19 protein-coding genes and 1 pseudogene are annotated in these 21,597 nt (G+C 67.6%); 3 read left to right on the forward strand and 17 right to left on the reverse strand.

Going from position 1 to position 21,597, the window contains the following annotated elements; translation table 11 throughout:
• Positions 1 to 92: 92 nt before the first annotated feature.
• A complete protein-coding gene (locus AB0J64_RS53570) occupies positions 93 to 290 on the reverse strand; it encodes a hypothetical protein (protein ID WP_364045663.1) in 198 nt (65 codons plus the stop codon).
• Here AB0J64_RS53570 and AB0J64_RS53575 point away from each other — a divergent pair.
• Positions 261 to 962 (forward strand): hypothetical protein, encoded by a 702-nt coding sequence (locus AB0J64_RS53575; RefSeq protein WP_364045665.1) that lies wholly within the window; start codon positions 261 to 263, stop codon positions 960 to 962. The genes AB0J64_RS53570 and AB0J64_RS53575 overlap by 30 nt on opposite strands.
• A gap of 104 nt (positions 963 to 1,066) precedes the next feature.
• Positions 1,067 to 3,070 carry a hypothetical protein gene (locus AB0J64_RS53580; protein ID WP_364045667.1) on the forward strand — a complete coding sequence of 668 codons (2,004 nt, stop codon included), beginning with the start codon at positions 1,067 to 1,069 and terminating at the stop codon, positions 3,068 to 3,070.
• 112 nt (positions 3,071 to 3,182) lie between these two features.
• Here AB0J64_RS53580 and AB0J64_RS53585 read toward each other — a convergent pair whose 3' ends face one another.
• The 13 genes and pseudogenes from AB0J64_RS53585 to AB0J64_RS53645 form a co-directional block, all read right to left on the reverse strand.
• Complete coding sequence (locus tag AB0J64_RS53585) at positions 3,183 to 3,779, reverse strand: restriction endonuclease (RefSeq protein ID WP_364045696.1); 597 nt, start codon at positions 3,777 to 3,779, stop codon at positions 3,183 to 3,185.
• Positions 3,780 to 3,954: 175 nt separating this feature from the next.
• Positions 3,955 to 4,230, reverse strand: coding sequence for a DUF6119 family protein (locus tag AB0J64_RS53590; RefSeq protein ID WP_364045669.1), 276 nt, complete (start codon positions 4,228 to 4,230; stop codon positions 3,955 to 3,957).
• 20 nt (positions 4,231 to 4,250) lie between these two features.
• Positions 4,251 to 4,904, reverse strand: a pseudogene (locus AB0J64_RS53595) (TIGR04141 family sporadically distributed protein); the annotation flags it as partial.
• 288 nt (positions 4,905 to 5,192) lie between these two features.
• The gene (locus AB0J64_RS53600; protein ID WP_364045671.1) at positions 5,193 to 5,966 is read right to left on the reverse strand and encodes an ATP-binding protein; all 774 of its coding nucleotides are present in this window, start codon (positions 5,964 to 5,966) and stop codon (positions 5,193 to 5,195) included.
• Positions 5,967 to 6,333: 367 nt separating this feature from the next.
• Positions 6,334 to 6,960 (reverse strand): ATP-binding protein, encoded by a 627-nt coding sequence (locus tag AB0J64_RS53605; protein WP_364045673.1) that lies wholly within the window; start codon positions 6,958 to 6,960, stop codon positions 6,334 to 6,336.
• A 193-nt stretch (positions 6,961 to 7,153) separates the two neighbouring features.
• The gene (locus tag AB0J64_RS53610; protein ID WP_364045675.1) at positions 7,154 to 7,633 is read right to left on the reverse strand and encodes a transposase family protein; all 480 of its coding nucleotides are present in this window, start codon (positions 7,631 to 7,633) and stop codon (positions 7,154 to 7,156) included.
• A gap of 74 nt (positions 7,634 to 7,707) precedes the next feature.
• The gene (locus tag AB0J64_RS53615; protein ID WP_364045677.1) at positions 7,708 to 8,430 is read right to left on the reverse strand and encodes a helix-turn-helix transcriptional regulator; all 723 of its coding nucleotides are present in this window, start codon (positions 8,428 to 8,430) and stop codon (positions 7,708 to 7,710) included.
• Positions 8,423 to 10,003, reverse strand: a complete 1,581-nt coding sequence (locus AB0J64_RS53620; RefSeq protein WP_364045679.1) for a hypothetical protein — start codon at positions 10,001 to 10,003, stop codon at positions 8,423 to 8,425. Before AB0J64_RS53620 ends, AB0J64_RS53615 begins: the two co-directional genes overlap by 8 nt.
• Positions 10,000 to 11,250 carry an ATP-binding protein gene (locus AB0J64_RS53625; protein ID WP_364045681.1) on the reverse strand — a complete coding sequence of 417 codons (1,251 nt, stop codon included), beginning with the start codon at positions 11,248 to 11,250 and terminating at the stop codon, positions 10,000 to 10,002. The genes AB0J64_RS53620 and AB0J64_RS53625 overlap by 4 nt, the downstream gene beginning before the upstream one ends.
• Before the next feature lie 89 nt (positions 11,251 to 11,339).
• The gene (locus tag AB0J64_RS53630) at positions 11,340 to 11,756 is read right to left on the reverse strand and encodes a hypothetical protein (RefSeq protein ID WP_364045683.1); all 417 of its coding nucleotides are present in this window, start codon (positions 11,754 to 11,756) and stop codon (positions 11,340 to 11,342) included.
• 112 nt (positions 11,757 to 11,868) lie between these two features.
• Positions 11,869 to 12,453 carry a recombinase family protein gene (locus tag AB0J64_RS53635; RefSeq protein ID WP_364045685.1) on the reverse strand — a complete coding sequence of 195 codons (585 nt, stop codon included), beginning with the start codon at positions 12,451 to 12,453 and terminating at the stop codon, positions 11,869 to 11,871.
• Between the two features lie 444 nt (positions 12,454 to 12,897).
• Positions 12,898 to 14,421 carry an MFS transporter gene (locus AB0J64_RS53640; RefSeq protein WP_364045687.1) on the reverse strand — a complete coding sequence of 508 codons (1,524 nt, stop codon included), beginning with the start codon at positions 14,419 to 14,421 and terminating at the stop codon, positions 12,898 to 12,900.
• Positions 14,422 to 14,430: 9 nt separating this feature from the next.
• Positions 14,431 to 15,252 carry an oxidoreductase gene (locus tag AB0J64_RS53645; RefSeq protein ID WP_364045688.1) on the reverse strand — a complete coding sequence of 274 codons (822 nt, stop codon included), beginning with the start codon at positions 15,250 to 15,252 and terminating at the stop codon, positions 14,431 to 14,433.
• A gap of 181 nt (positions 15,253 to 15,433) precedes the next feature.
• Here AB0J64_RS53645 and AB0J64_RS53650 point away from each other — a divergent pair, with 181 nt between their 5' ends.
• Complete coding sequence (locus tag AB0J64_RS53650) at positions 15,434 to 16,126, forward strand: helix-turn-helix domain-containing protein (protein WP_364045689.1); 693 nt, start codon at positions 15,434 to 15,436, stop codon at positions 16,124 to 16,126.
• A gap of 519 nt (positions 16,127 to 16,645) precedes the next feature.
• Here the strand turns inward: AB0J64_RS53650 and AB0J64_RS53655 are convergent.
• The 3 genes from AB0J64_RS53655 to AB0J64_RS53665 all read right to left on the reverse strand — a co-directional run bounded on the left by AB0J64_RS53655 (position 16,646) and on the right by AB0J64_RS53665 (position 21,274).
• Positions 16,646 to 19,786: a Tn3 family transposase gene (locus AB0J64_RS53655; RefSeq protein WP_364045690.1), complete on the reverse strand. Its 3,141-nt coding sequence runs from the start codon at positions 19,784 to 19,786 to the stop codon at positions 16,646 to 16,648.
• A 223-nt stretch (positions 19,787 to 20,009) separates the two neighbouring features.
• Complete coding sequence (locus tag AB0J64_RS53660) at positions 20,010 to 20,897, reverse strand: hypothetical protein (RefSeq protein ID WP_364045692.1); 888 nt, start codon at positions 20,895 to 20,897, stop codon at positions 20,010 to 20,012.
• Positions 20,783 to 21,274, reverse strand: coding sequence for a hypothetical protein (locus tag AB0J64_RS53665; protein ID WP_364045694.1), 492 nt, complete (start codon positions 21,272 to 21,274; stop codon positions 20,783 to 20,785). The genes AB0J64_RS53660 and AB0J64_RS53665 overlap by 115 nt, the downstream gene beginning before the upstream one ends.
• Positions 21,275 to 21,597 lie beyond the last annotated feature (323 nt).

A 21,597-nucleotide genomic window follows, 5' to 3' on the forward strand; every position in this document is an offset into this window, starting at 1 on the left:
GCGAGAACTGCCTGCGACGCCTCGTCACGTACCTACCTCTTCCAGACTTCTGTCAGCTTATGTAGCCAACTGTCCGGAATCTTCGAGGCACCTCAGAGAACGGGCGTTGCTCGCTGTGCACCTCCGAGCTGCACGCGCCCGCCGCCGAGGAGCAGCAACAGCCTGCCGATGAGCGGGACGTCGACGATGACGTCGACGATGAGCAGGAACTGCGCCGCACGCTCGCGGATGTGCAGGCGGCCGTCGAGCGGGCGGCCACCATGCTGGCCGACAAGCAGCGGCGTTTCCAACAGGCCTCCGAAGACCTCTCCGGCGCACAGGCCGACCTGCACGACGCGCTCGCCAATCCGGCGATCAGCGACCGCCGGGCGGCGGAACTCGACGTCGCCCGGCTGGAGGGCGCGCTCGCCGAGCGCAGCGGCCGTTTCTCGGACATGGGCGATCCGGTCGGCATCGCGCCGCTTGAACGCGATGACGCCGTGCTCAAGGCCGCGGAGAAGGCCGCCCGCAGTCGGCGGACCCGTGCCCTGAAGGACGTGCTGCAAGCCGTCGAGCAGGACATCGTGAGCATGGGCCGGCAACTGGGACTGGACATGCTGCAAGCCGTCGAGCTGGGCACCAGCGCGACGCTGAAGGTGACAAAGGGCGGCCAGCACCAGCCCTACAGCTCGCTGACCGAGGGCGAGCAACTCCGGCTGAAGATCGTCACCACGACCGCGTTGCTGCGTCATGGCATCCGCACCGGCGTCGGCCGTCATCCCGGCCTGCTGATCATCGACTCGCCCGGGGCCGAGGAGGTCAACAGCGACGACCTGCAGCTCATGCTGCAGGGCCTGGTCCAGCTCACCCGGATCGCCCCAGAACTCCAGGTCATCATCGCCACGGCGCGCGGCCAGGAAGTCGCCTCCGTCATCAGCGCCGATCAGCTGCTGCTGGCCCCAACCGGACAGCGCCTGTGGTGAGGCACCCTAGATAACCGCAGCACAGCCCGTGCGGCCCTAGCCGCTATCCCGACAGCGGATCTAAGCTCACGACACAACGCAGCGCAGGAAGGAGACCGGCAGCCATGACCGACGGCACCGATCCCCTCCACCGCCTGGCCGAAGCCCACCGGACCGGAACCGCCCTGCCCACGCTGGACCAGCTCGGCGGCTTGCCCTTGCTGGCCACCCACCAGCAGGCGCTGCTGGCGCACCATGAGCTGCCTGCCCTCATCGACCTGATCTGTGACGATCCCGCCATCGTGCAAGACGACGACGGACGCGCCTTCCTGCTCGCCGCCGCCGAAACCCCAAGCGATCCGATCACGATGGAAGAGGTCGTGGCCGCGTTCTTGGCCCATCCGCCCGCCATTGGCCTGCTCGGCGACGATCTCGTCGACGCCTGGCTCGACCTCAGCCGCGCCCACCTCAACCTGATCGGGGGCATCGCCCTGGAAAGCAGCGCCCGCCTGGTCCTGGCCGGCGCCGCCAGCGCTTACGGCCTGCTGGACCGGCTGCGCCGGCTGAGCCGTGATCTGACCCGCCTGGACGACAACTACGCCCTGCGGACGGTGCGCGTCGCCGGCGCGATCGCCGAACACTTCGATGCTCCCGAAATCCCCCGGCTGCTGCAGCAACTCCTGCAGCGTGACGACGTCGCCGAGGACGCCGCCTACGAACTGGGCATGCTGACCCTGCGCCAAGCGCTCCACACTGATGACGCCGACCTGGCGCGCGGCCTGTTCCTGCAGGCCCGCCGCCACTTCACCGACGCCCACCAAGATGAACAACGCCCCGACGCCGCGGCGTTCGGCCTGGCCATCGACGCGATCCTCGCCTACTCTGCCGGCGCCGCTGCCGACGACATCGGCTACCGCCTGGATCAGGCGGTGCTGGAGCTGCGGATGAACCTGCTCGGGCTGCCTGCCGGCTGGCGCAGCCCGCGCCTGGAGACACTCAGCGCCTGGCAAAGGCTGCTGGACAGCTTTACCCGGGCACAAGCGGCCGACCGCCCCACCGCCTGGCTGCACGCCGGAGCCGTGATCAACGATCTCGTCACCGTCTACACGGCGCACCGCACCCTCGACCTGCTCGCCCGCCCTGACGGCGCCCCGGAGCCGAAAGCGGCTCACGGGTTGCATCGCCTGCTGGCGCCCCGCGTGGAACGCGCCCTGCTCGCTCGCGAGGGCGGGCTCGCGCTTGTTGACCAGTGGCTGGAGGAGCTGAGCCACGACCCCGACCGCGATCAGGACCCGACCACGCCCATCGTGCGGGAGCAAGCTCTCGCGCTGCGCCAGGCACTCCAGCCGGGTGGTGAGCGACATCCCCCAAAACCTGACCGCGCGGCGTCCTCGCTCGCTGGGCTCGGACTGTCCGCGCACGACACCCAGACCCTGGCGGGTCTGCTCACCTCGGCTCCGGAGCTGGCCGACCGCCTTGCGGCCATGACTCAGGCACACCGCGCGCAACTGCCAGTCGACGAGGTCCCGATCATCGCCTCCACCTACCGCGACACACAGCGGCAGCTGCAGCAGCAATGCCCCGACGGCTACACCGCGCAATTCGCGCTCGACATCGATCGCATGCTGCTACACCTGCTGCGCTTCCTCGACCTGCGCATGGCAGAGACTCAGAAGTACGGCGGCCAAGCACGGGCCTACCTGCGCCGCCTCAAAAAGGATGAGCCCCGCCCCCTGGAAGCCGAGCTCGGCAGAGACCTGCGCGACTTCCTGCGCGGCCAGGGATTGCGGGTCTACCTGGAGGTGACCAACGTCGGCGGCGGGCGTGTGGACATCGCCTGGCAACCGCACGACGAGCTCATCACGCTGGAACTCAAACGCGACTGGAGCGATCCCTCCTGGGACGCCTACACCGACCAGTACCTCCCGCAAGCCATCGCCTACCAGGTCGCTGGGCCGCCCGTGAACTTTCTCGTCGTGTTAGACCTGACCGACAAGCCTGACGGGCTGGCGGCGATCCCTGCCTGCGTCACCGTGCGGACCGTAGCAGGCCCGGCCGGCGACCCCCGACCCCGTACCGTGATCATGCTGCGTGTTCAGGGCAACAAACGCGATCCCAGTGACTTGTAGTCGGCCAGCCACCGCTCGGCCTGGGCCTGCATGGCGTCGATCTCGATGTCCCGCATGGCGATGTGGAGCTGAGCAGAGGGAATCGGAACCCCTCGATGACAAGGGAAGGATGTCAAAGTCCCAGTGGCTTGCCTCTCATCCATTCCACGAGTCGGTTTCGGTCGACCAGGACGACGTGCCCGTCGCCTTCGTCGAGTGCCGGGCGGGTGAATCGTGCCGAGGTGACCAAGACCGCCTGGTGGCCGGTGTAGGCGCAGTGGACCGCGCCGATGAGGTTACGGATGCGGTCGGCGCCGACGGGTGCGGCCTGCCGCTTGCACTGAACGGCGATCTTGCGTCCGTCCCTGGTGCGGGCGGTGATGTCGGCTCCTTGATCGCCGCTGCGGCCGACCACCTCGACGTGCCGGTAGCCCTCGTCGCGGAGCAGGTCGGCGATGAAGTGTTCGAAGTCCTGGCCGCTCATGGCGTCGATCGCCTCCAGTCGCGCGCGGTCTTGGAGTCGTTGCCTGCGCATCTTCGCCTCATGCGCATGCATCGCGCGTACGGCCGCGTCGATGACGAAAAGGATGAATACGACGATGAGGACGGACACGATGGCGGTGCGGTGGGCTGCGACGAAGGCGATGACGATGCGGCAGATCACGATGAGAAGCCAGATCACGCCGGTCACGGTCGCCAGGGCGGCGGTGACCGGCACCGCGCCGGTCATCACCGATCGCAGGCGAAGTCGGGCGGAGGGAGGAAGAGAAGGAAGGGGCATGGTGGTCTTTCCGGGTCGGGGTGAATGTCTTCTGGGCTGATGCCTGGCGTACGGCACCGGGGAACGGCTGGCTGGGGTCGAGAGGGCCGGGAGTACGCCCGGCCTGGCCCGCCGCCTGCCGGGTTCACGCCGGCAGGTAGCCGACGCCGATGACCTCGACGTCGATGTGGTACGTGTCCCGCAGCATGGTGGCGGTGTGGGCCAGGGTGACCTGCGAGAAGGGGAACAGCGTGTCGGGCGTCAGCTCCGTGCCGTCTTTCAGCAAGCTCGCCAGGACGGGCTTCTTGGGCTGGAAGCCGTCCGGGATGGTGCGGCCGGGGCTGGCCTGCGCGACCAGACGGGCGAACTGCGCGCGGGCCTCGGCCGAGTAGGCCGACAGCTGCATCTGCGCGGAGACCAAGGCTTATAGAACTGGTGGCTGAGCGGGGATGAGGCCCTGGTGTGTTTGACGTGGATGAGCTCGTCGCCGGGGCCGAGCAGGTCGCAGATCTCGACGCTGTTGCTCTTGTCCAGCGGGTTGCGCACGCCCTTGCGGTCCAGGCACACATACTCCGCGCGCTGGGCGGGCACGGCGAGGTTGTAGTCCTTCCCGGTCCAGCCGTGCCGCCACGCGGGCAGATCCAGCGACGGCGGGGCGGTCAGGAGACGTTCGATGTGGGCCGCGGATCGTGTCCAGGTAGTCCGCGCCGATTTCGCACCAGTGCCCGTCCAGCAGGTGGAAGCGGCGTGAGCCGATCGACCGGCTGGTCTCCAGCCTTTTCCACGCCATCGCGCTGGTGACGGCCTGCTTGCCGCCGCTGCCCGCGCACAGCTGGATCCGGCTTTTGCGCAGGGCCGGGACACGCTGTCCCGGCGATGCCGCTGCAGCGGGCCGATGATGGCCGCCAGGTCGAGGTGGTCGACGGCGCGGGCGGGCGCGCCGACCACTTTGACCAGGAAGGAGTGAGTGTCGCCGAGGTGTGGCAGGCAACTGGTGGGCATGACCGGGGCCAGTTGCCGCTCGGCCTCCAGGCGGTTGCCGAGGGTCTGCTCCAGGCCGACGTCGAACATGTCGCGCGTGCGGGGGTCACGCACGGGCCGGACGTGTCCACAAACTCCAGCAGGTCGTGCGGGAGCGGGCGGGCGCAGATGTCGGCGAGCACGCGGATGTCGGCGATCAGGTCGGAGGGTGACAGCGCCAGCCGCAGGCGCAGCCCGGCTGTTCCTTCCACCCGCGCGCTGCGCCCGCTTTCCCGGCAGACCATCAGATCGGAGGTAGAACCAGAGCCCCTCCTGAAGGTTCTCGCAAGCCAGAACACAGGTGAGGACGTTGTCCTGGCCATGCAAGCCATACCTGTGACGGGTGCGGATTCCGGACGATTATCACAGTGGCCACTGCGGGCGCAACCTGTCCAGCACCGACGCCAGGACATCATCATCGACGGCGGGGCGCTGGAGCTGGCTGAGCGCGCCCACCGCGAGCTTGGTGAGGCGAGCCCAGACACGCCAGTTGCCGTGGCCGGCCTGCCGGTCTGCCAGCTTGAGGAGCTTGGCGTCGGCACCGGCCCAGATCGGGTGATAGGCCGGAATCACATCCAGGACCTCGGCCAAGGACATCCTCTGGAATTTCTGCCAGAGCAGAATGCGTGAGGACAGCATGGGCTCACGCGTTGTCCGCGTCAGAACCTCGGGACAGTCCGCCCCGCCCACGAACACGATTGCCGCGCCGGTGCGGTCGTCCCGTAGGTGGTACCACCACTCGACGCAGTCGGCCGGCAGCCAATGCGCCTCATCACACACCAGTACCCGGAACTTCTCGGCCAGCGTCGCCTTGAGCAGGTCATCGCACTCGCGCGCACTCCTCGGCTTGGGGCCCTGCAGGCCCAGAGCATTAAAGAGTGCTTCACGCATGCGGCGGGGACAGCACGGCAGTCGGATGGTCGCCTCAGGGGCGAGGTGGCGCAGGACGGCGTTCACCATCGCGGTCTTGCCGAGTCCAGAATCGCCGTACATGCATGCCATGGCGCGCTCTTCGAGGGCGATCCCCAGGTTGGCGTGCGTCAGCCGGAGCGCTTCAGTAACCACAACGTTGGCACCGTCGGGCTCCAGAATGTAATCGTTTCCGTCGTCGGGTGGGGGTACGGCACCTGCGGGCATGACCAGTCCTCCTGCTTGTCAGAACGAGCGTGCTGTGCGGCCCCGGTGGGGACCGCGGAGGGATGAGATCTCCGCATCCGATGTCTGCCAGTAGCCGGCCAGAGCGCACCTGGCCGCGATCCGCGGGGATTATGGTTGGGCGACGAGTCACCGCATGTGAGCCGGACAGCTGGGCGACGACCGGGCAGTGACCAGCGAGGACATCAGCGGCGAACACCATCGCTATTCAACGACGCCGCCAACCGCTCGCCCTGAAGCAGTGACCAGCCGCCTCAGGCCCCCATGAATCTGGTCAGCGCCTGGCGCAACACCTCGCGATCGGCGCGTTTGTGCCCCTGATCCTCGAGCAGGGCAATGACATGATGAGTCAGCCCCGCCCACGAGCGGAAGACGCCCCGGCAGCGGTGCAGTAGACGAAGTCGATGTCGTCGGGATCTGCATCCGCCCAAACCGGGTGAAAGGCGGGAATAACGTCGCGAATCTGTGCCTGCGTCATCGGCCGGTATTCTTGCCAGATGTAGATGCTGGACGCGAGAGACGGTGACGCAGAAAGGATCTGGCGACATTTGTCTGCGCCCACGAACACGACCGCAAGGTCGGTATCTCGGTCGCTCCACAGATGTCGCCAGTATTCGAAGCCTTCGAGGGACAGCCAGTGCGCTGCCTCGCAGACGAGGACATGGAACCGCTCGCCGAGCGCCGTCTTGAGGAGTCTGTCGGCTTCGACGGGGGTGCGCGGCATGGGAGCGTCGTGACCCACGGCTTCGACTAGCTTTCGGCGTAAGTAGCTTGGGGTGGGCCGCTCGTAAAACGATATGTAGTGCGCGCTGTCAGGTGCGAGTGTGCGCAGCGACGCCTTGACCGCAAAGGATTTGCCGAGCCCCCCATCGCCGTGAACACACATCATCGCCCGGGCGCTGATCGCGTGTTGCAGAGAGTCCCAGGTACGCATCATGTCCGTTGTCGCGACGAGGTTCGCGCCGGGCAGGTTCATGAAGTGATCTCCTTGCGCTGGCTGTGTCATGGCGGCCTCCTGCATCTCGCGAGGTGAATCATGTTCAGGGCTGTGTCGGCGGGCTGACGTCGCGATGGCGGTGTTCGCCGGATGCCCGGCCGTGTGGCGGCGGCGTGCCGATGCTGCGGATGCCTCAGTAGCCGCCGCTCATCGGTGTGCTAGGAAGCACCTGTCACGTCTGAAGCCGGTCCGGGTAGAAGTCCAGCCATTCGGCGAAGAGTTGATTCAGGTGCTCGATATCGGTGACCGAGTCCGAGACGCGGCCAAGACTCTGGACGAATTGGCGCTGGATGCGGCCGAAGATCCGCTCAAGCAGAAGTCGGGGATCACGTGAGCGGACGAGCCGGATGCCGTGCCGTCCGCAGATCATGGCGTAGGCGGATGTGTAGGCTGCCCCGAAGTCCATGTGGATGGTGTGCGGAACCGGGTAGGCGGCCAGGGCCGACCGCAACACCGCGACCGCGCCGTCACCCCCACCGAGGTGGTCCCACCGATGCCCCAGGGGCGTGGCGCTGATGCTGTCCAGCAGCATATGCAACCAGACCCGCCGTCCGCCGATCGTGAGATCGGTACCGGTCATCGTGTCGGCCAGCCAGATGCTTGGTGGGATGGCCTGCCGGTCGTGCCCAGGCGGGCTGTTGGTAGGGGTCATGAACGCTGCCTCTCCTTGACGCGAGGGGGCGAGGGATGTCCTCGGTAGGCCCCTCCTGCGGTCGTCCCACCGCCTCACGACGGATCCTTACGCGGATGGACGCCCAGGCCGAGCCCGAACAGGACGTCCTCATGGGGTGCCGGGGTGAACCACGTGCTGGTCAGCTCGGCTGGTCCGCGGCGGTCCCGCTCGGCGGTGATGCCCTGGCGGATGAGGTGCTCCTCGGCTTCCCAGTCGATGAGGATGTGCCGGTTCACCGTCAGGTGGTGATCTGTCAGGTCGCGGTCTGCCCGGATGAGATGCAGCAGGATGGCGGCGTCGTCGGGCGACAGGGGCAGGCGAGCGTGTTGGAGGGTCTGCAGTTGCTTGGACACCTCCGCAGGTAACACCCCAGGGCGCGGCTGCACCTGCAGGAAAGCATCCGTCCAGAGAAGGTGGAGCGCGGTTTGTGCCAACCGCAGGGACAGGTCTTCGGCGCTCTCTCGGACCCGGGCAAGGGACCAGCCCAGCGCCTCGGCCAGGTCCTGCTCGGCCACCTGGCCGTGCTGGGCCAGTGCCGCCTCGAGCACCCGGTCGTCGTCAGCGGGTGGTCGCGGTCGGTCTTCTCGGCGGCGTCCCACCAATTCGGCCAGGTCGATATCCAGGGCGTCGCAGATGCGCAAGGCCAGGTCGATACTGATGGTGGCGGTACGGGCGGCACGCAGAGTGTCCAGGGAGACGCCGACGCGCCGGGCGAATTCCACCCCGCCCATGCGCAGCTCGGTCATCTTGCGCTGGATGAGGTCGATGTCAAGCATGGGGTGTCTCCTGTGCGCTCTCGCGCCCGGCTACGGACTGTGACGAGGTGGGATGGATGGATTCGCCCACTTTCCAGCAGGTGGTGCGGCGCAGCCAGGAGCGATGGTGTTCGGCATGTTCCAGGAGGGATGGCACGGTCAGGGCGCAGGTGCGCGCCGAGATCAGCAACTGCTGGCCCCGGCTGCCGAGGCCTTGTTCGAGCAGCGGCTCTTCGTCGTGATGGCCGGTGAGGAGCAGGAAGGCGCGTGCTGCGGCCAAGATGCCGCGCGCGTAGACCGGTACCCGGTAGGTGATGGTTTCCTCTGGCAGGACAAGTCCTGCCGCTTGCGTGCCTTCGCGGATCTCGATCGTGGTGGCGTCGGGGCTGAGTGCCGCTAGGGGAATCGCCTGGAGGTCGTGTAGGCGGGCCCCGGTGAACAGGGCCGTGGCCAGCGCTGCGGCGTGGACGGGGTGGGCCAGATGGGTGGCGATGCGCTCGGCGTCCTCGGCGGTCAACTGGGCGATGAGGCCCGGGCCTGCCGGGCGGCCCATCAGGATCGGCACCGTCAGCAGGTAGCCGTGCAGGAATAAGCCTGCTTGCGCACCGCGGATGCGGGCAACGGCGTGCTCTTTGGTGGGGCAGTCGGCGATGAGGTCGGTCAGGAACAGGCGCAGGGGGTGAAGGGCGCCGATGCGGTACGGGTAAGGATGATCGGGGGTGATCTCCTCTGGCAGGCGGTGCAAGATGCTGGCCTGGTCGCGCACGTTGCCGGTCATGGCCCCCCACTGCGTCGGCCGCGCTGATGCAAGCCGGCGTGTGGCCGGGGCGCGGGCCAGATCGCCGTGCCGCAGGATCCAGGTGCAGGCGAGGTCCAGGCCGTAGGTGTAGACGCCGTCGACGTGCTGGAACTGTGACAGGCTCAGGCGCCGGTAGGCGACGGCGCGAAAGCGCAGGAAATCGCTGGCGGGCAAGACCGGCAGGGTGACGTCGTCGCGGTCAGGGTCGCTGCGGGCGGGCTGCTGGCCCCGCTCGGCGCAATGCAGGACCTGCCGGGCGGGTACGGCGCTGTGCCACGGTTTGCGTTCCAGGCGAGCAGCGGCTATCGCCGGCCGTAGGCGGTCGGCCAGGTGGAACCCGGTGGCGCCGGGAAAGCAGGCCGTCCAGTCCTGCTCGGCCCGGGCGTGCCAGACGACGATGAGTTTCGCGCCACTCTCGTGAGCCAGGCACACCAGGCGTGCCCGCTGGGCCGCTGAGAGCAGATGGGTGCGCACCGCGATGATCAACCACGTGCGGGATCCGATCAGCCACGCGGTGGCCGCAGCCACCGCGTGCTCGCCTCCGGCGCGTCCGGACAGAGTGGCGGCCTGGTCGGCTGGCTTGCCGAGGGCGATGAGCACGTCCAGGCAGAGTTGGCTGTCGGTGGAGGCGCCGGGCGTGGGGTGCACAGTGACACATCCGGCTGCGGGATCGTGGGCGGCCAAGGCGTGGTGGAGACAGTCGGCGTCGTCGTGCGGGTCAAGGACGATCGTGACCGGGGCGGCGGCAGCCGTCTGCTGTGGGGGCGGCGATGGCTGGGGCAGGGCCTGGCTCATGTCAGGTGGCCGCCCAGACGGGCGAACACGCGCCGTATCGCCACGCGGTCAACACATTCCTGGCCCAGCTGCGCCAGCAGACGCAACAGCTGGTGGGTGATCTTGGCCCAGATGCGGAAGTTGCCGCGTGCCGCGTGGCGGTAGACGAAGTCGATGTCGGCCGGGTCGGCCGCCGCCCAGATCGGATGGAAGGCGGGGATGACCTCGTGGACCTGCTTCTTGGTCAGTTGCTGGTATTCCTGCCACACGTAGATGCGCGAGGCCAGCATGGGCTGGGAGTCCAGCGCCTCGTAGCATTTGTCCCCGCCCACGAACACGACCGCGAGGTCGGTTTCCTGGTCGTCCCACAGGTGTCGCCAGTATTCGAAGCACTCGGTGGACAGCCATTGCGCTTCGTCGCACACGAGTATGCGGAATTCCTCGGCCAGCACGTTCCTGAGCAGTTTGTCGAATTCAGCGGGCCGGCTGGGCATGCGGCCGCCGATCTTCAGCGTCTCGAACAGCTTGTGCCGGATGTAGCGCGGGGTGGGCCGCTCGCGGAATTGGATGCGGTGGAACTGTCCGGGGGCCAAATCGCGCAGTGAGGCGTTGACCGCGAACGTCTTTCCCAGTCCAGCGTCGCCGTATACGCACATCATCGCCTTGGCTTCGATCACCTCGCGCAGGTTGTCCCGCGTCATCAGCAGTGCCTTGGTCGCCACCACCTGCGCGTCCGGAAGATTCAGGTAGTGGTCGGCGCGGTCGTAAGGAAGCAGGTCGTCTGCCGATACGGACATGGATACCCCTTCAGTCGGTGGTGGCGGAGAAGATGACTGTGGCGCTGGTGCCGTCGTGCAAGCGGCGCCCGTACTCCACACAGCCGGTCGAAAGCCGTTGCGCCAGGTCGTAGATGATGATCGGGAAGGTACGCGCCGGTTCAGATGATCGGCCTCGCCCGACCTCCCGTCCGGCGGCTGTGGCAGTGCCAGCGCCGCGGTCAGGCGCGCGCGCATGAAGGTCAGCGTGGGCCTCACCTGAAGGGGCAGCTCATGTAGGACCTGGGAAACAAGCGTGCGCAGGCCCGTAGCAAGTTCCACTCGCTGCTCGACAGTGCCGCGGAGGAACAGCATCGCCCCTTCCTCGATCACCCTCCGTAGCGGGCCGTAGGCCAGCCGCTCTATCGGGAGGGAGATCGCCGGTCCGCACGGCAGGCCCATCGGCACCCCATCGCGCCGTACATAGGGATGCTCATCGCTACGCCACGGCATGACACATCAGCCTTCCCGGCTCACCCCAGCGGGAGCCAGAACGAAGTGAACAGCAGGGAAGGAACGCCCCGCAGGCTGCTTTGGCCGCTCTAGGCGGATTCGGTTCGCGCTTTCCGGGCCAGCGGCGACACCCAGCCGGCCGGAAGATCCTCATCGCGGGGTGGATCATGGATGGCCAGCGCGGCCATCGCATCCCTATTGAGCTCCCGGGACTCGGCGTTGGCTTCCTCGGCCGCCAGAACCGTCATGCGCCGGGGAGGCTCGGCCGAGGTGACCGGGCGGTAGCGCGCCTTCATGGTGCTCGCGGCCTTCTGCTGTGTCGCGCGAGTGCGCTTCTTTGTCCGCGCGCGGGCACGCTGGATATCGGCTCGGTCTTCGGCGTTGGACCGGTCGGAGAGGAACGCCGATCCCAGATAGTGGCCGTCGCGGGCGTCGAACACCTCCACCTCGTCCTCATAGTGAGGCAGCAGCCGCACCTTGACCTGGATACCTGCCAGATCGGTCATCCAGCCCGCGACGTAACGCAGGTTCTTCGGGGTTGAGGAACCCAGGAACAGCGGTTGGCGATGAGAATGATCTTGCTCGGTAGGTGACGTCCGGGTTCGGCGTGTGATCGCTCTACCTGGAGTTTTCTGGGCCGTGGATGATGCGGTGGATGGTGGAGCGTCCGACGCTGTACTCGGTGGCCAGGTCGGCCAGGGACACCTCGCCCTCGGCGTAGCGGCGGCGGATGGAGCGCCGGGCGGGTTCGGGCAGTTTGGGTTGCTTGCCCTTGAGCTTGCCGTTCTTCTTGGCCAGGGCCATGCCCTCGCGGGTGCGCATGTGCCCGAGGTTGGCCTCGAACTCGGCGACCATGGCGAGGGTCTGCAGGAACAGCCGGCCGAACGGGTCGTTCCAGTCGTAGACGGATGCGCCGAGTCCGAACAGGACGCCGCGGCCGGACAGGTCGGTGAGGATCTGGTTGGCCTCGGCCATGTTGCGGGCGAAGCGGTCGAACTTGGTTACGGTGAAGACGCTGCCGTCCCAGACGGCGGCGAGGGCCTGGTCGAGGCCGGCGCGGTTGCGGCGGGTGGTGCCGGAGAAGCCGCGGTCGATGTAGATCCGGTCCTCGGGGACGCCGAGCGTCAGCAGTTGCTCGGTCTGGATGATGACGTCTTGCTCGTCGGTCGAGCAGCGGGCGTAGCCGACGCGGGTTCCGTTCACGCGCTCAAGTGTTCCGGATAGGGGGTCTTCACCGGAACAGTTCGCGGAACACCTATACGGAACACCTCGACCTGGGGCTCTGCCCGGGCTGGCGGGTGTTCCGGTTGAGGATCCCCTTACGGAACACCACTCTGATCACTTGCGTTGGGCCTTGACGGCCGATGTCCCGTCTCATTAAGTCCTGCGGCTGTCTCACCTGACCGTCTCCGGTTAGCGCACGAGAGACAAGGCCAATTGAGACCGCCCACGTCAGCGCGTTGTCACCTACCAATCGGCGGCGCTGGAAACGCGCCTGGCAGACAACATCAAGTGAGACGACGGGACTTCGACGTCTCAGTCGACTTTGCATCTCCGCTGGTAAGAGGACCGTCCGGCGTCAAGATCGAATGAGACGGGACAGCCGAGCGGCGATGAACCGCGCCGCGCCCGCCGACGTGGCTCTGATCAAGCAGGAGCTTGATGATCTGGAACGTGGCCGTGCTGTGCGTGCCGGGGTGCGTTCGGCCGGGGGCGTTCCGGTGTGCCAGGCAGCCAGGCCAGGGCGACGAGGACGCCAAGGAGTCCGAGGCCGCCGCTGGTGACCAGGACGATGTCCAAGCCGTGGACGAAGGCGGAGCGGACCATGTCCGCCAGGCCCGCGGAGCCTGCGGATCGTGCGGCGGCCAGCCCTGCGAAGACGCTCTCGCGTGCTTGCTGCGGCACTGCGGCGCGGTAGGCGGACGTCAGGATCGAGCCGAGGACTGCCGCGCCGAAACTGCCGCCGAGGGTGCGGATGGACTGGTTCACCGCGGCGCCGACGCCGGCGTCGCCGGGTGGCAGAGAGCCCAGTGCCCCGTCCATGACGGTGGGCAGGACGCAGCCGAGGCCAAGGCCATACATGGCCGTCCACACGGCCGCGGATCCGGTGCCGCTGCCCGTATTGGTCGTGGCGCCCCAGAACAGGCCCGCGGTGAGCAGGACGAACCCCAGGCCGACCGCGAGTTTGGGGCCGATCGTCCGGCTCAGCCTGGCTGCCGCCGACATCCCGATGAGCATTCCGGCGATGAGCGGCAACAGCCGCAGGCTGCTGCCCATCGCGTCCGCGCCGAGGTTTGCCTGGAAGTACTGCGGCAGCGCGAATAGGACGCCGAACATGGTGAAGTTGACGAGCGTGGCCAGTGCGGTGCCGATGGTGAAGCGCGCGCCGGCGAACAGCGAGAGGTTCACCAGCGGCGCGCCGGCCCGTCGTTCCCAGAGCACGAACAGCGTCAGTGCGGCTGTCCCGCCGAGGATGGGGCCGAGCACGGCCGCGTCCGTCCAGTCTCGTTCGCCGATCTCGATGAGGCCGTAGGTCAAGGACGTCAGGGCCGCACTCGACAGCACCAGGCCGCCCACGTCGATCCGCTTGCCGCGCTCGCGCGGCGATTCGGGCAGCCAGGCGGCGACCGCGAGGAACGCCAGCACGACCACGGGGAGGTTGATCAGAAAGACTGAGCCCCACCAGAAGTGGCTCAGCAGCCAGCCGCCCAGGAGCGGGCCGATGGGGAAGGCCAGCATCGAGGCGCCCGCCAGCGTCCCGATCGCCTTCGGCCGCTCCTGCGCGGTGAACATGGTCGAGATCAGGGCCAGCATTGTGGGCATGATGAGCGCTGCTCCCAGGCCCAGCGCGGCTCGCGCCGCGATGAAGATGCCGGTCGAGGGGGCGTAGGCGGCGGCCAGTGAGCTGGCTCCGAAGATGAGCAGCGCGGCCAGGAGTGTCTTCTTGCGGCCGAAACGGTCGCCCGCCATGCCTGCCGGGATCATGCCGGCGGCGAGGACCAGTGTGTAGACGGTGATGAACCACTGCAGCTGGGCGTTGTCGGCGTGCAGGTCCTCGGCCATGCTCGGCAGTGCCAGGTTCAGGATGGTCACGTCGAAGCCCACAGCCAGGGACATGAGAACGAGCGCTATGAGTGCCCACCATCTGTGGGGGTGGGGTTGGTGTGACATCGCGGCGGCCTACTTCGCGGTGTTGGTGAGGAGTTTGTCGAATTCGCGGTCCGGCAACGTCCTGTTGAGCTCCAGGAGCCTTTCGGCCATGTAGCCGACCGCGTAGCGCGTCTCGGGCCTGCCTGCTTCGATGGCCTGGCGGATGACGGTGGCGACGACGCCGGGGTCGCTGGCTGGGGTGTTCTCGCCGAGTTGTGTCTCGGCGCGTTCGGCCATGGCTTCGGCCATCTGCCCGTACGCGGTGGCGCCGGAGATCTGGCGGAGGTCTTGTGCGGTGTGGTCCTCGAACCCGGTCTTGATGATGCCGGGCTGGATGATCACGACGTCGATGCCGAACGGTTCCACCTCCATGCGCAGGCTGTCGGAGTAGGCCTCCAGCGCGTGCTTGGTCGCGTAGTACCAGCAGCCGAGCGGCAGCGCGATCTCGCCGCCGATGGAGGAGACGTTGATGATGGTGCCGGATCTCTGTTCGCGCATGTGCGGCAGGACGAGCTGGGTCAACCTTGCCGGGGCGAAGACGTTGACCTCGAACTGGTCGCGTGCCAGGTCGAGGGGGATGTCCTCGGCTGCGCCATGCAGGACGGTGCCGGCATTGTTGATCAGAACGTCGATGCGGTCCTGTTCGGCGACGATGGTGCCGACGGCGCGTTCCAGGTCTTCGGGCCGGCGTGCGTCCAGTGCCAGGGCGTGTCCGCCGGCGTCGCCGATGTCGTCCATCTTGTGCACGCGCCGCGCTGCGCCGTAGACGATGTGGCCGGCGCGGATGAGCTCGAGTGCGGTGGCCTTGCCGATGCCGGCTGAGGCGCCGGTGACGAGAACGACCTTCTTCATGGGGTGGAACCTCTCTCCTGGGTCGGGGAAACGCTAGGGTTGTATCCGGAAATGAGGCAACTCGCAGAAATTATTTGCGCAGGTAAATGCCCCTGTATTGGTGCAATGAGCCTGTAGCTGAGCGCAACATGAGCTGGAGCGTCCTCGGACAGGGGAGAGGGATCACATGCCAGGAGGCCGGTTGACCTCCGAGGATCGTCGCCGGATCGCCGAAGGGCTGGCGGCCGGGCTGACCTATGCGGAGATCGCCCGCCGGCTGGGCCGGTCCAGGTCCACCGTCACCCGCGAGATCGCCAGGAACGGTGGCCCGCACGGCTACCGGGCGGCCCGTGCCCAGCACGCGACGAGCTGGCGCGCCCGCCGCCGCAAGCGCGTCCCCCACGCGGTCGTTGCGCCCGCCGCCAACGACCTCGGCGTCCGCACGACACGGGAGTTCGCGCAACAGTTCGTCGCCATGATGATCGAGACCGGGCTGACGCCCATGACGGCCAGGGTGTTCGCCGCCCTGTTTCTCAGCGAGAGCGGCAGCCTGACCGCCACCGAGCTCGTCCAGCAGCTCCATGTCAGCCCGGCGACGATCTCACACGCCATCAAGTGGCTCGAGCAGCGCGGGATGGTCGCCCGGGAGCGCGAGGCGCGCCGGATGCGGTACTCCGTCGACGCCGACGTCTGGTACCACGCCTGGGTGGCCAGTGCCAGAGCGATGGCGATCTGGGCCGAGACCACCCGGCGCGGTGCCGGGATCTTCGGCACCGACACACCCGCCGGCGACCGGCTCCAGACCACCAGCCAGTTCCTCGAACTTCTCGGCCACGACATGGCCCAGGCGGCTGAGCACTGGCGGCAGGCCCTGTCCATGCAACGCCGGCTCTGAACGGTCAGAACGACCGGCTGCCACCGTATGTACGCAAGGCGCGAAACCGACGCCGCCGCAGCGCCAACGTCGACCACGGGATGAGCAACCCGCCCTGGTCCCCTGCCGGACGATACAAGTCCACCGCTGCCGGGCGTTTCCGCTGCTCAGGCAAATGTGTTGGATGTTCGGCGGATATACTACGAGAACCCCAAGAACCCCCGCACCGCCATGCGCTACGTCAAACCCGGCGCCGAAGCCATCGCCAAGGTCACCGAGGTCCCGGCACCCCGCCGCCGTCAGGATCGACCTCCACCACCACCGGCATGACGTAGCGCACCCACCGGCGTCAGGGTGGACCGTCGCGTTCTTCGACGATGACGATCCCGCCCTCCTCATCCTCGTCCAGGTCGTCGACGACCTAGTCCCACGGCGGGTGCATCTCCTCAGCCATCCGCGCATCCTTCGAAAGATTGGCCAAAAGGACAGGATCGCGCAGCCAGGGCGGACACGGCGGACGATTCGCCAGATCCCTGTGATCTACACCCCCTCCTCCTCCACGCCGCCGTCGGGGATCTCGCCGAGCTGCCGCAGGCCTTCGGCCGGTGCAGAGGAAGAGATGGAGTAGCGGCCCAGAACGTTGAGGTGGGCGTGGCCGAGCGGGGACAGCCGGGCGGCATCCTCGTCCTTGACCGGGATGCCGTCGGCGCGCAGCCGGTCGACCGCGGCCGACAAATACTTCGAGTTCCACAGCGCGACCGCGTTGACGACCAGACCCAGAGCCGCTAGTTGATCCTCCTGGCCCTCCCGATACGCCTTCCGGATCTGCCCGTTGCCGCCATGGCAGATCTTGCGGGCGAGCCGGTGCCGGGACTCCTGCACGGTGAGCTGCTTGTTCAGCTTGCGGCGGTAGGTGTCGTCGATCGGGTCCAAGATGGACAGCAGGTGGAGGGTCTTGTCGATCCGGCCGTACTCGGCAAACGCCTGCCCGAGCGGGGTGGGCCGCCCGTTGCGGGCGTACATGCGCAGCAGGTCGTAGGCGCGGACCTGGTTGGTCACTAGTGATCCGGCGACCCGGGTCATGTCCGACCACTGGGTGTGGATCTTGTTCCGGTTGATCTTGTTGCGGGCGATCGCCTCCAGCGGCCCGTACGCCGGCGTGCTCCCGTCTGGCAGCTCGGCGCGCCAGAACCGCTGGTCGCCCAGGTCGGCGAAGCGGGGCGCGAACCGGTAGCCGAGCATGGAGAAGATCCCGAATACCGTGTCCGAATCGGATGCCTGGTCGGTTGTGACGACCTCGGGCTGCGGGCCGGCGTCGATGTTGATCAGGGTGTCCAGGATGTACAGCGAGTCGCGCGGCGTGCCGGGCACGACCATCTGCCCGATCCCCATCACCTGATCATTGACTGCGTTCAAAAGCGTGAGGCCGCGCTTGTAACCGAAGTACTTCGGCGACGGGGCGGCGTTGATTGTCTGGACGGGGACGACGAACCGCAGCCCGTCGACCGATGCGAGCAGCCCGCCGCCCCACAACTTCACGATCGGCACGCCGCGCTGGGCCTCGATCAGGATCGCGTTCGCAGCGGCGTGCGTCTCGGCCCGCACGTAGTTCTGATCGACGTGCGACAGGCGGCCGCGAGTCAGCGCCTCATCCCCGTCCTTGATCACCGGGGTGAGGCCGACGTTGCACGCCTCGCTGATCAGCAGCGCCACCAGGGATCGGGGCAGGTCGTGCATGCGGGTGGACACCTCGGCCAGGTGCACATAGGCGTCCAGGAACCCGGTCCAGGAGTGCACCTCCAGCAGCAGCTCGGGCAGGTCGATGCGCGGCAGCATCGCCTGGCAGGCCGCGCGCAGCCACTTCAGCGACGGGCTCTCGCCCAGCGCGCCGAGCTTCTCCACCGACAAGCGGGCATGCCCATCGGTCGGGGTGACCACCCGGACCAGGGCGTCGTCGCCGGCTTCTTCGAGACGGCCGGCCATCTGCCGCCACGCCGCGTCCAGCGCCAGCAGCTTGGCGTCCAGATGGGCCTCGACGGGGTCGGTGAGCGACAGGGAGGCGAGCACGTCCTCGCTGATCGCCTCCCACGCCTTGCCGTCCAGCAGGTGGGCGCGGGGATCGGCCCACCGCAGCGACGGCGTGGCGAACACGTCCCGCACCTGCAGCGCCCGAAACAGCCCCTCCAGGACACAGACCACATACGCGTCACGGTCCACCGCGCCCTTGGCCAGCTCGGGGTTGGCGAACACCGGCCGCTTCCACGCCGCCGACACCAGGGACGCGTCAATCTCCTTCGGCGCCAGGGGCTTGCGGGAGACGTGCCGACGCGCCAACTCCGGCAGCCTGCGCACCGCGGCCAAGACCTTGCGGCCACCAGCCGCCGCGCCCAGCGCCTTCGACTCGCCCAGCAGCTTCAAAAACGGGCGGACGGTGTTGTACTTGTCGACCAGCGCCGCGCGCAGCGCCGCCTCGGCCGCGCCATCGTCGTCGGGCACGAGCTGGTCAACCTGTTCCAGCGCGGCCAGCACCTGCTCCTTGCTCGCCCCGGCTTCGGCGATGACGGCCGTCCACAGCGCCGCGGGATCCAGGTCGGCACCCGCCTCGGCGACCAGGTCGAGCTGCTCGACCAGCACCCGGCCCGCCCGCGACAACAGCTTGGATGCCTTCTCCAACTTCGGCAGCATCGCCAACCGGTCGCCCGAGGACTTGCGACGCGCCGGCGAAATCAGCCGCGAGGCCATCAGCAGCGCGAACAGATCAAGGGCGTCGTCGATCGCCTCAGCCTCCAACGACCGGGTCACCGCCAGCATCGTCGCCGTCTTCCGCGGTTCCTGCAGACGCGCCAGCAGCGGCGCCTTGCTACCCGCCCCGTACTTGGCGAGCGTCTTCATCCGCCGCACCGGCACCTTGTCGACCCGTACCCGCCCCAACCGGAACCGGGCGATGTCGTCCACCCGCTGCAGCGCCCGCACCATCTCCGTGCCCGACTGCCTCTTGGGCGCCTGCCGCAGCCGCTCCAGCTCTGACATCCGCGCCCCGGGAGGAACCACCAGCAGCCCTGACAGCTCCCGCCGCAACGCCGCATCAGCGCGCTCCACCTGACGCGCCACCGTCGCGTACAAGCGCTCATCGGCCTGCTCCCGGACGCTGGCCACCAGCCGCTCCAGCACCGTCACCCCCGGCAGCAGCACCCGATGCCTGCGCAGCCACGCCACCGACTGATCGAACAACGCCGTCGGCCCCTCGGCATGCGTCCACGCCCGACCGTGCAGAAACGTCAGAAACCGCTTGGCCAGAACCCGCCCCTCCCACGACTCCCGGTCGTCGAAATCGTGGTAGCCGTAGGAGTCTCGGATCATCCACGCGTGCTCATAGGCCGTCTTCAGCCGCTCGGAGTACTTCTTCACCTGCGAGGGATCGCCGATCCCCAGCTGCTCGGCCAGATAGTCCACCACCGGCCACGGCACCGCCAACGGATCTTCCAGGAACAGGCCCTTGTACCGGACCGTCCCGATCTGGACGGCCACGCCCAGGCGATGTGAGTCCTGGCGCGACTTGGCGATCACGTCCCGATCGAACGCGTCCAGGAAGAAGAACTTCTCCAGATCCGACAGCGACGGCAGCTCCTCGAACGCCGTATACGCCCTGACCTGGTCGTCAGACAAAAACCCCACAGGCATGGGTGACAACGGTAGACATGTCGCTGATCACCGTCAAAGCGACGATCACGCCAGATGTCTGGATCTCGAAGCTGGCCCGATCACGCACCGAATCCGGACGTCACAAATCGAGCAAGATCATTCTCACCGCCAACGGCTGTTCCTGGGTTCCTCAACCCCGGGGAAGTCCCAGAGTTCATGCGAACTGAAGGTTCATCGAATGGAACCGAAGGGCCTTCATCCTTCATGGACCGTTTCGACCCTTGGGTTCGTCACGACTGGCGGGGTCTTGCTCTTCGGCTGCGGTGGCCAGTAGGACGCGGGCGTTCTCGGCATAGCGGATGGCGGTCTTGGGATCGAGACCGAACACTGCGGCGAGGTGGAGGGGGTCCGGGCCGTGCGTGAGGGCTTCTTCGAGCTGCCGATCAACGCGAAGGCGTTCGAGTGTCGCAGCCTGACCGCGGAGCTTCTTGGCGAAATAGATCTTGGAGACCGGACCGGTGCCGAGGGCGCTCAGCTGGTTGATCAACAGGTGAGGATTGGCTGTGTTCGGCCAGCGGGTGCGCCGGTAATCGAGCCATTCGAGCAGGATCTGATGGGTGAACTCGTCGATGGGGCGGGTGCGGCCGGCGATGGTGAGCCGTCGGTTGCCGAGGTCGACGTCATCGAGGAGCAGGGAGCGGATAGCGCCGGTGCGGGCGGCGTGAACGGCGGCGAGCATGAGCACGAGCCGGGCGGCGGGGGTGGTGGCGACTTCGGTCGCCCGGTCGATGTCGTCCTGGTCGAGCCGCTGGACGAGCCCGTAAGGGTGCTGGCCGATGCGGATGCCGCGGGTCGGGTTGCGGAAGATGCTGCGCCGTTTGCGGCAGAACGCGAACAACGATCTGGCCGCAACCAGGAAGTTCGAGCGGTGAAATCCCTGCATGCCGTCGAGGATCGAGGCGAGGTCCTCCCGGGTGACTTCCCGCAGGTGTTCGTATCGGTCTGACCAGTGCAGCAGCGTGGGACGCAGCCGGTTCACCTGGATCCAGACCGACTTGATGTTGCGGGGCTTGATCCGCGGTGCGCCGTCGCGCAGCGCCCGCGCCCAGGCCTCGACATCATCTCGGATGCCTGGGGCGAGTCCTTCCAACTTGGCTTCCAGCCACCCGTCGAAGGCCGGCGGCCGGTCATCTGGTGGATTTCGACCTTGTGACGCAGCTCCAGGAACAGGAAGAACGTCTTGATCGCCTGGGCCCGGGCCAGCCGGGTTCCCTTGGCGGTGGCGCGTAGCACCTTGCCGAAGTACGTATCGGCGTCGGCCGGTTCCATCTCCCACAGCGGCCGACCGAACCAGGCCCGCACCTGCTCCAGATGCACCACATCGGCGGAGATCGTCCCGTCCGACAGCCCCGCTGCCGCCCGAGCCAGCACGAACCCGGCCAGCACGTCGGTCTCCAGCGCCTCCAGGTCCTCCGCAGCGGCCGGGGCACGCGCCACCCGCAGATCCTTCACCACCGCCAGCGCCAACTCCGGCCACCTCGCCTTCACCCTCACAGCAAGACGAACGACCAGGACGATAGACCTTCAGAATCCCCGAAATCTCATCAACTTCCACAGAAGCCGGAGCACCAGCAGATACGCCCAGGCCCTGGTACTGGAGAGGCCAAAGAAGCCCAGCGGAACTCAAGGGTTATTAATTAGCTCACGCGGGTCACCACACACCTCGGAGGCGTCGGGACGCTGCTCGGCGGGGTACTGGCCCAGGCGTTCTCGTGGCGTACGGCGTTCCTCGTCATGGTCGTCCCCGGCCTGCTCACGGCCCTGCTCGTCTGGCTGCTCCGCGAGCCGCC

Origin of the sequence: Nonomuraea sp. NPDC049695 (assembly GCF_040674955.1) — a bacterium.
Taxonomy (GTDB): Bacteria; Actinomycetota; Actinomycetes; order Streptosporangiales; family Streptosporangiaceae; genus Nonomuraea; species Nonomuraea helvata.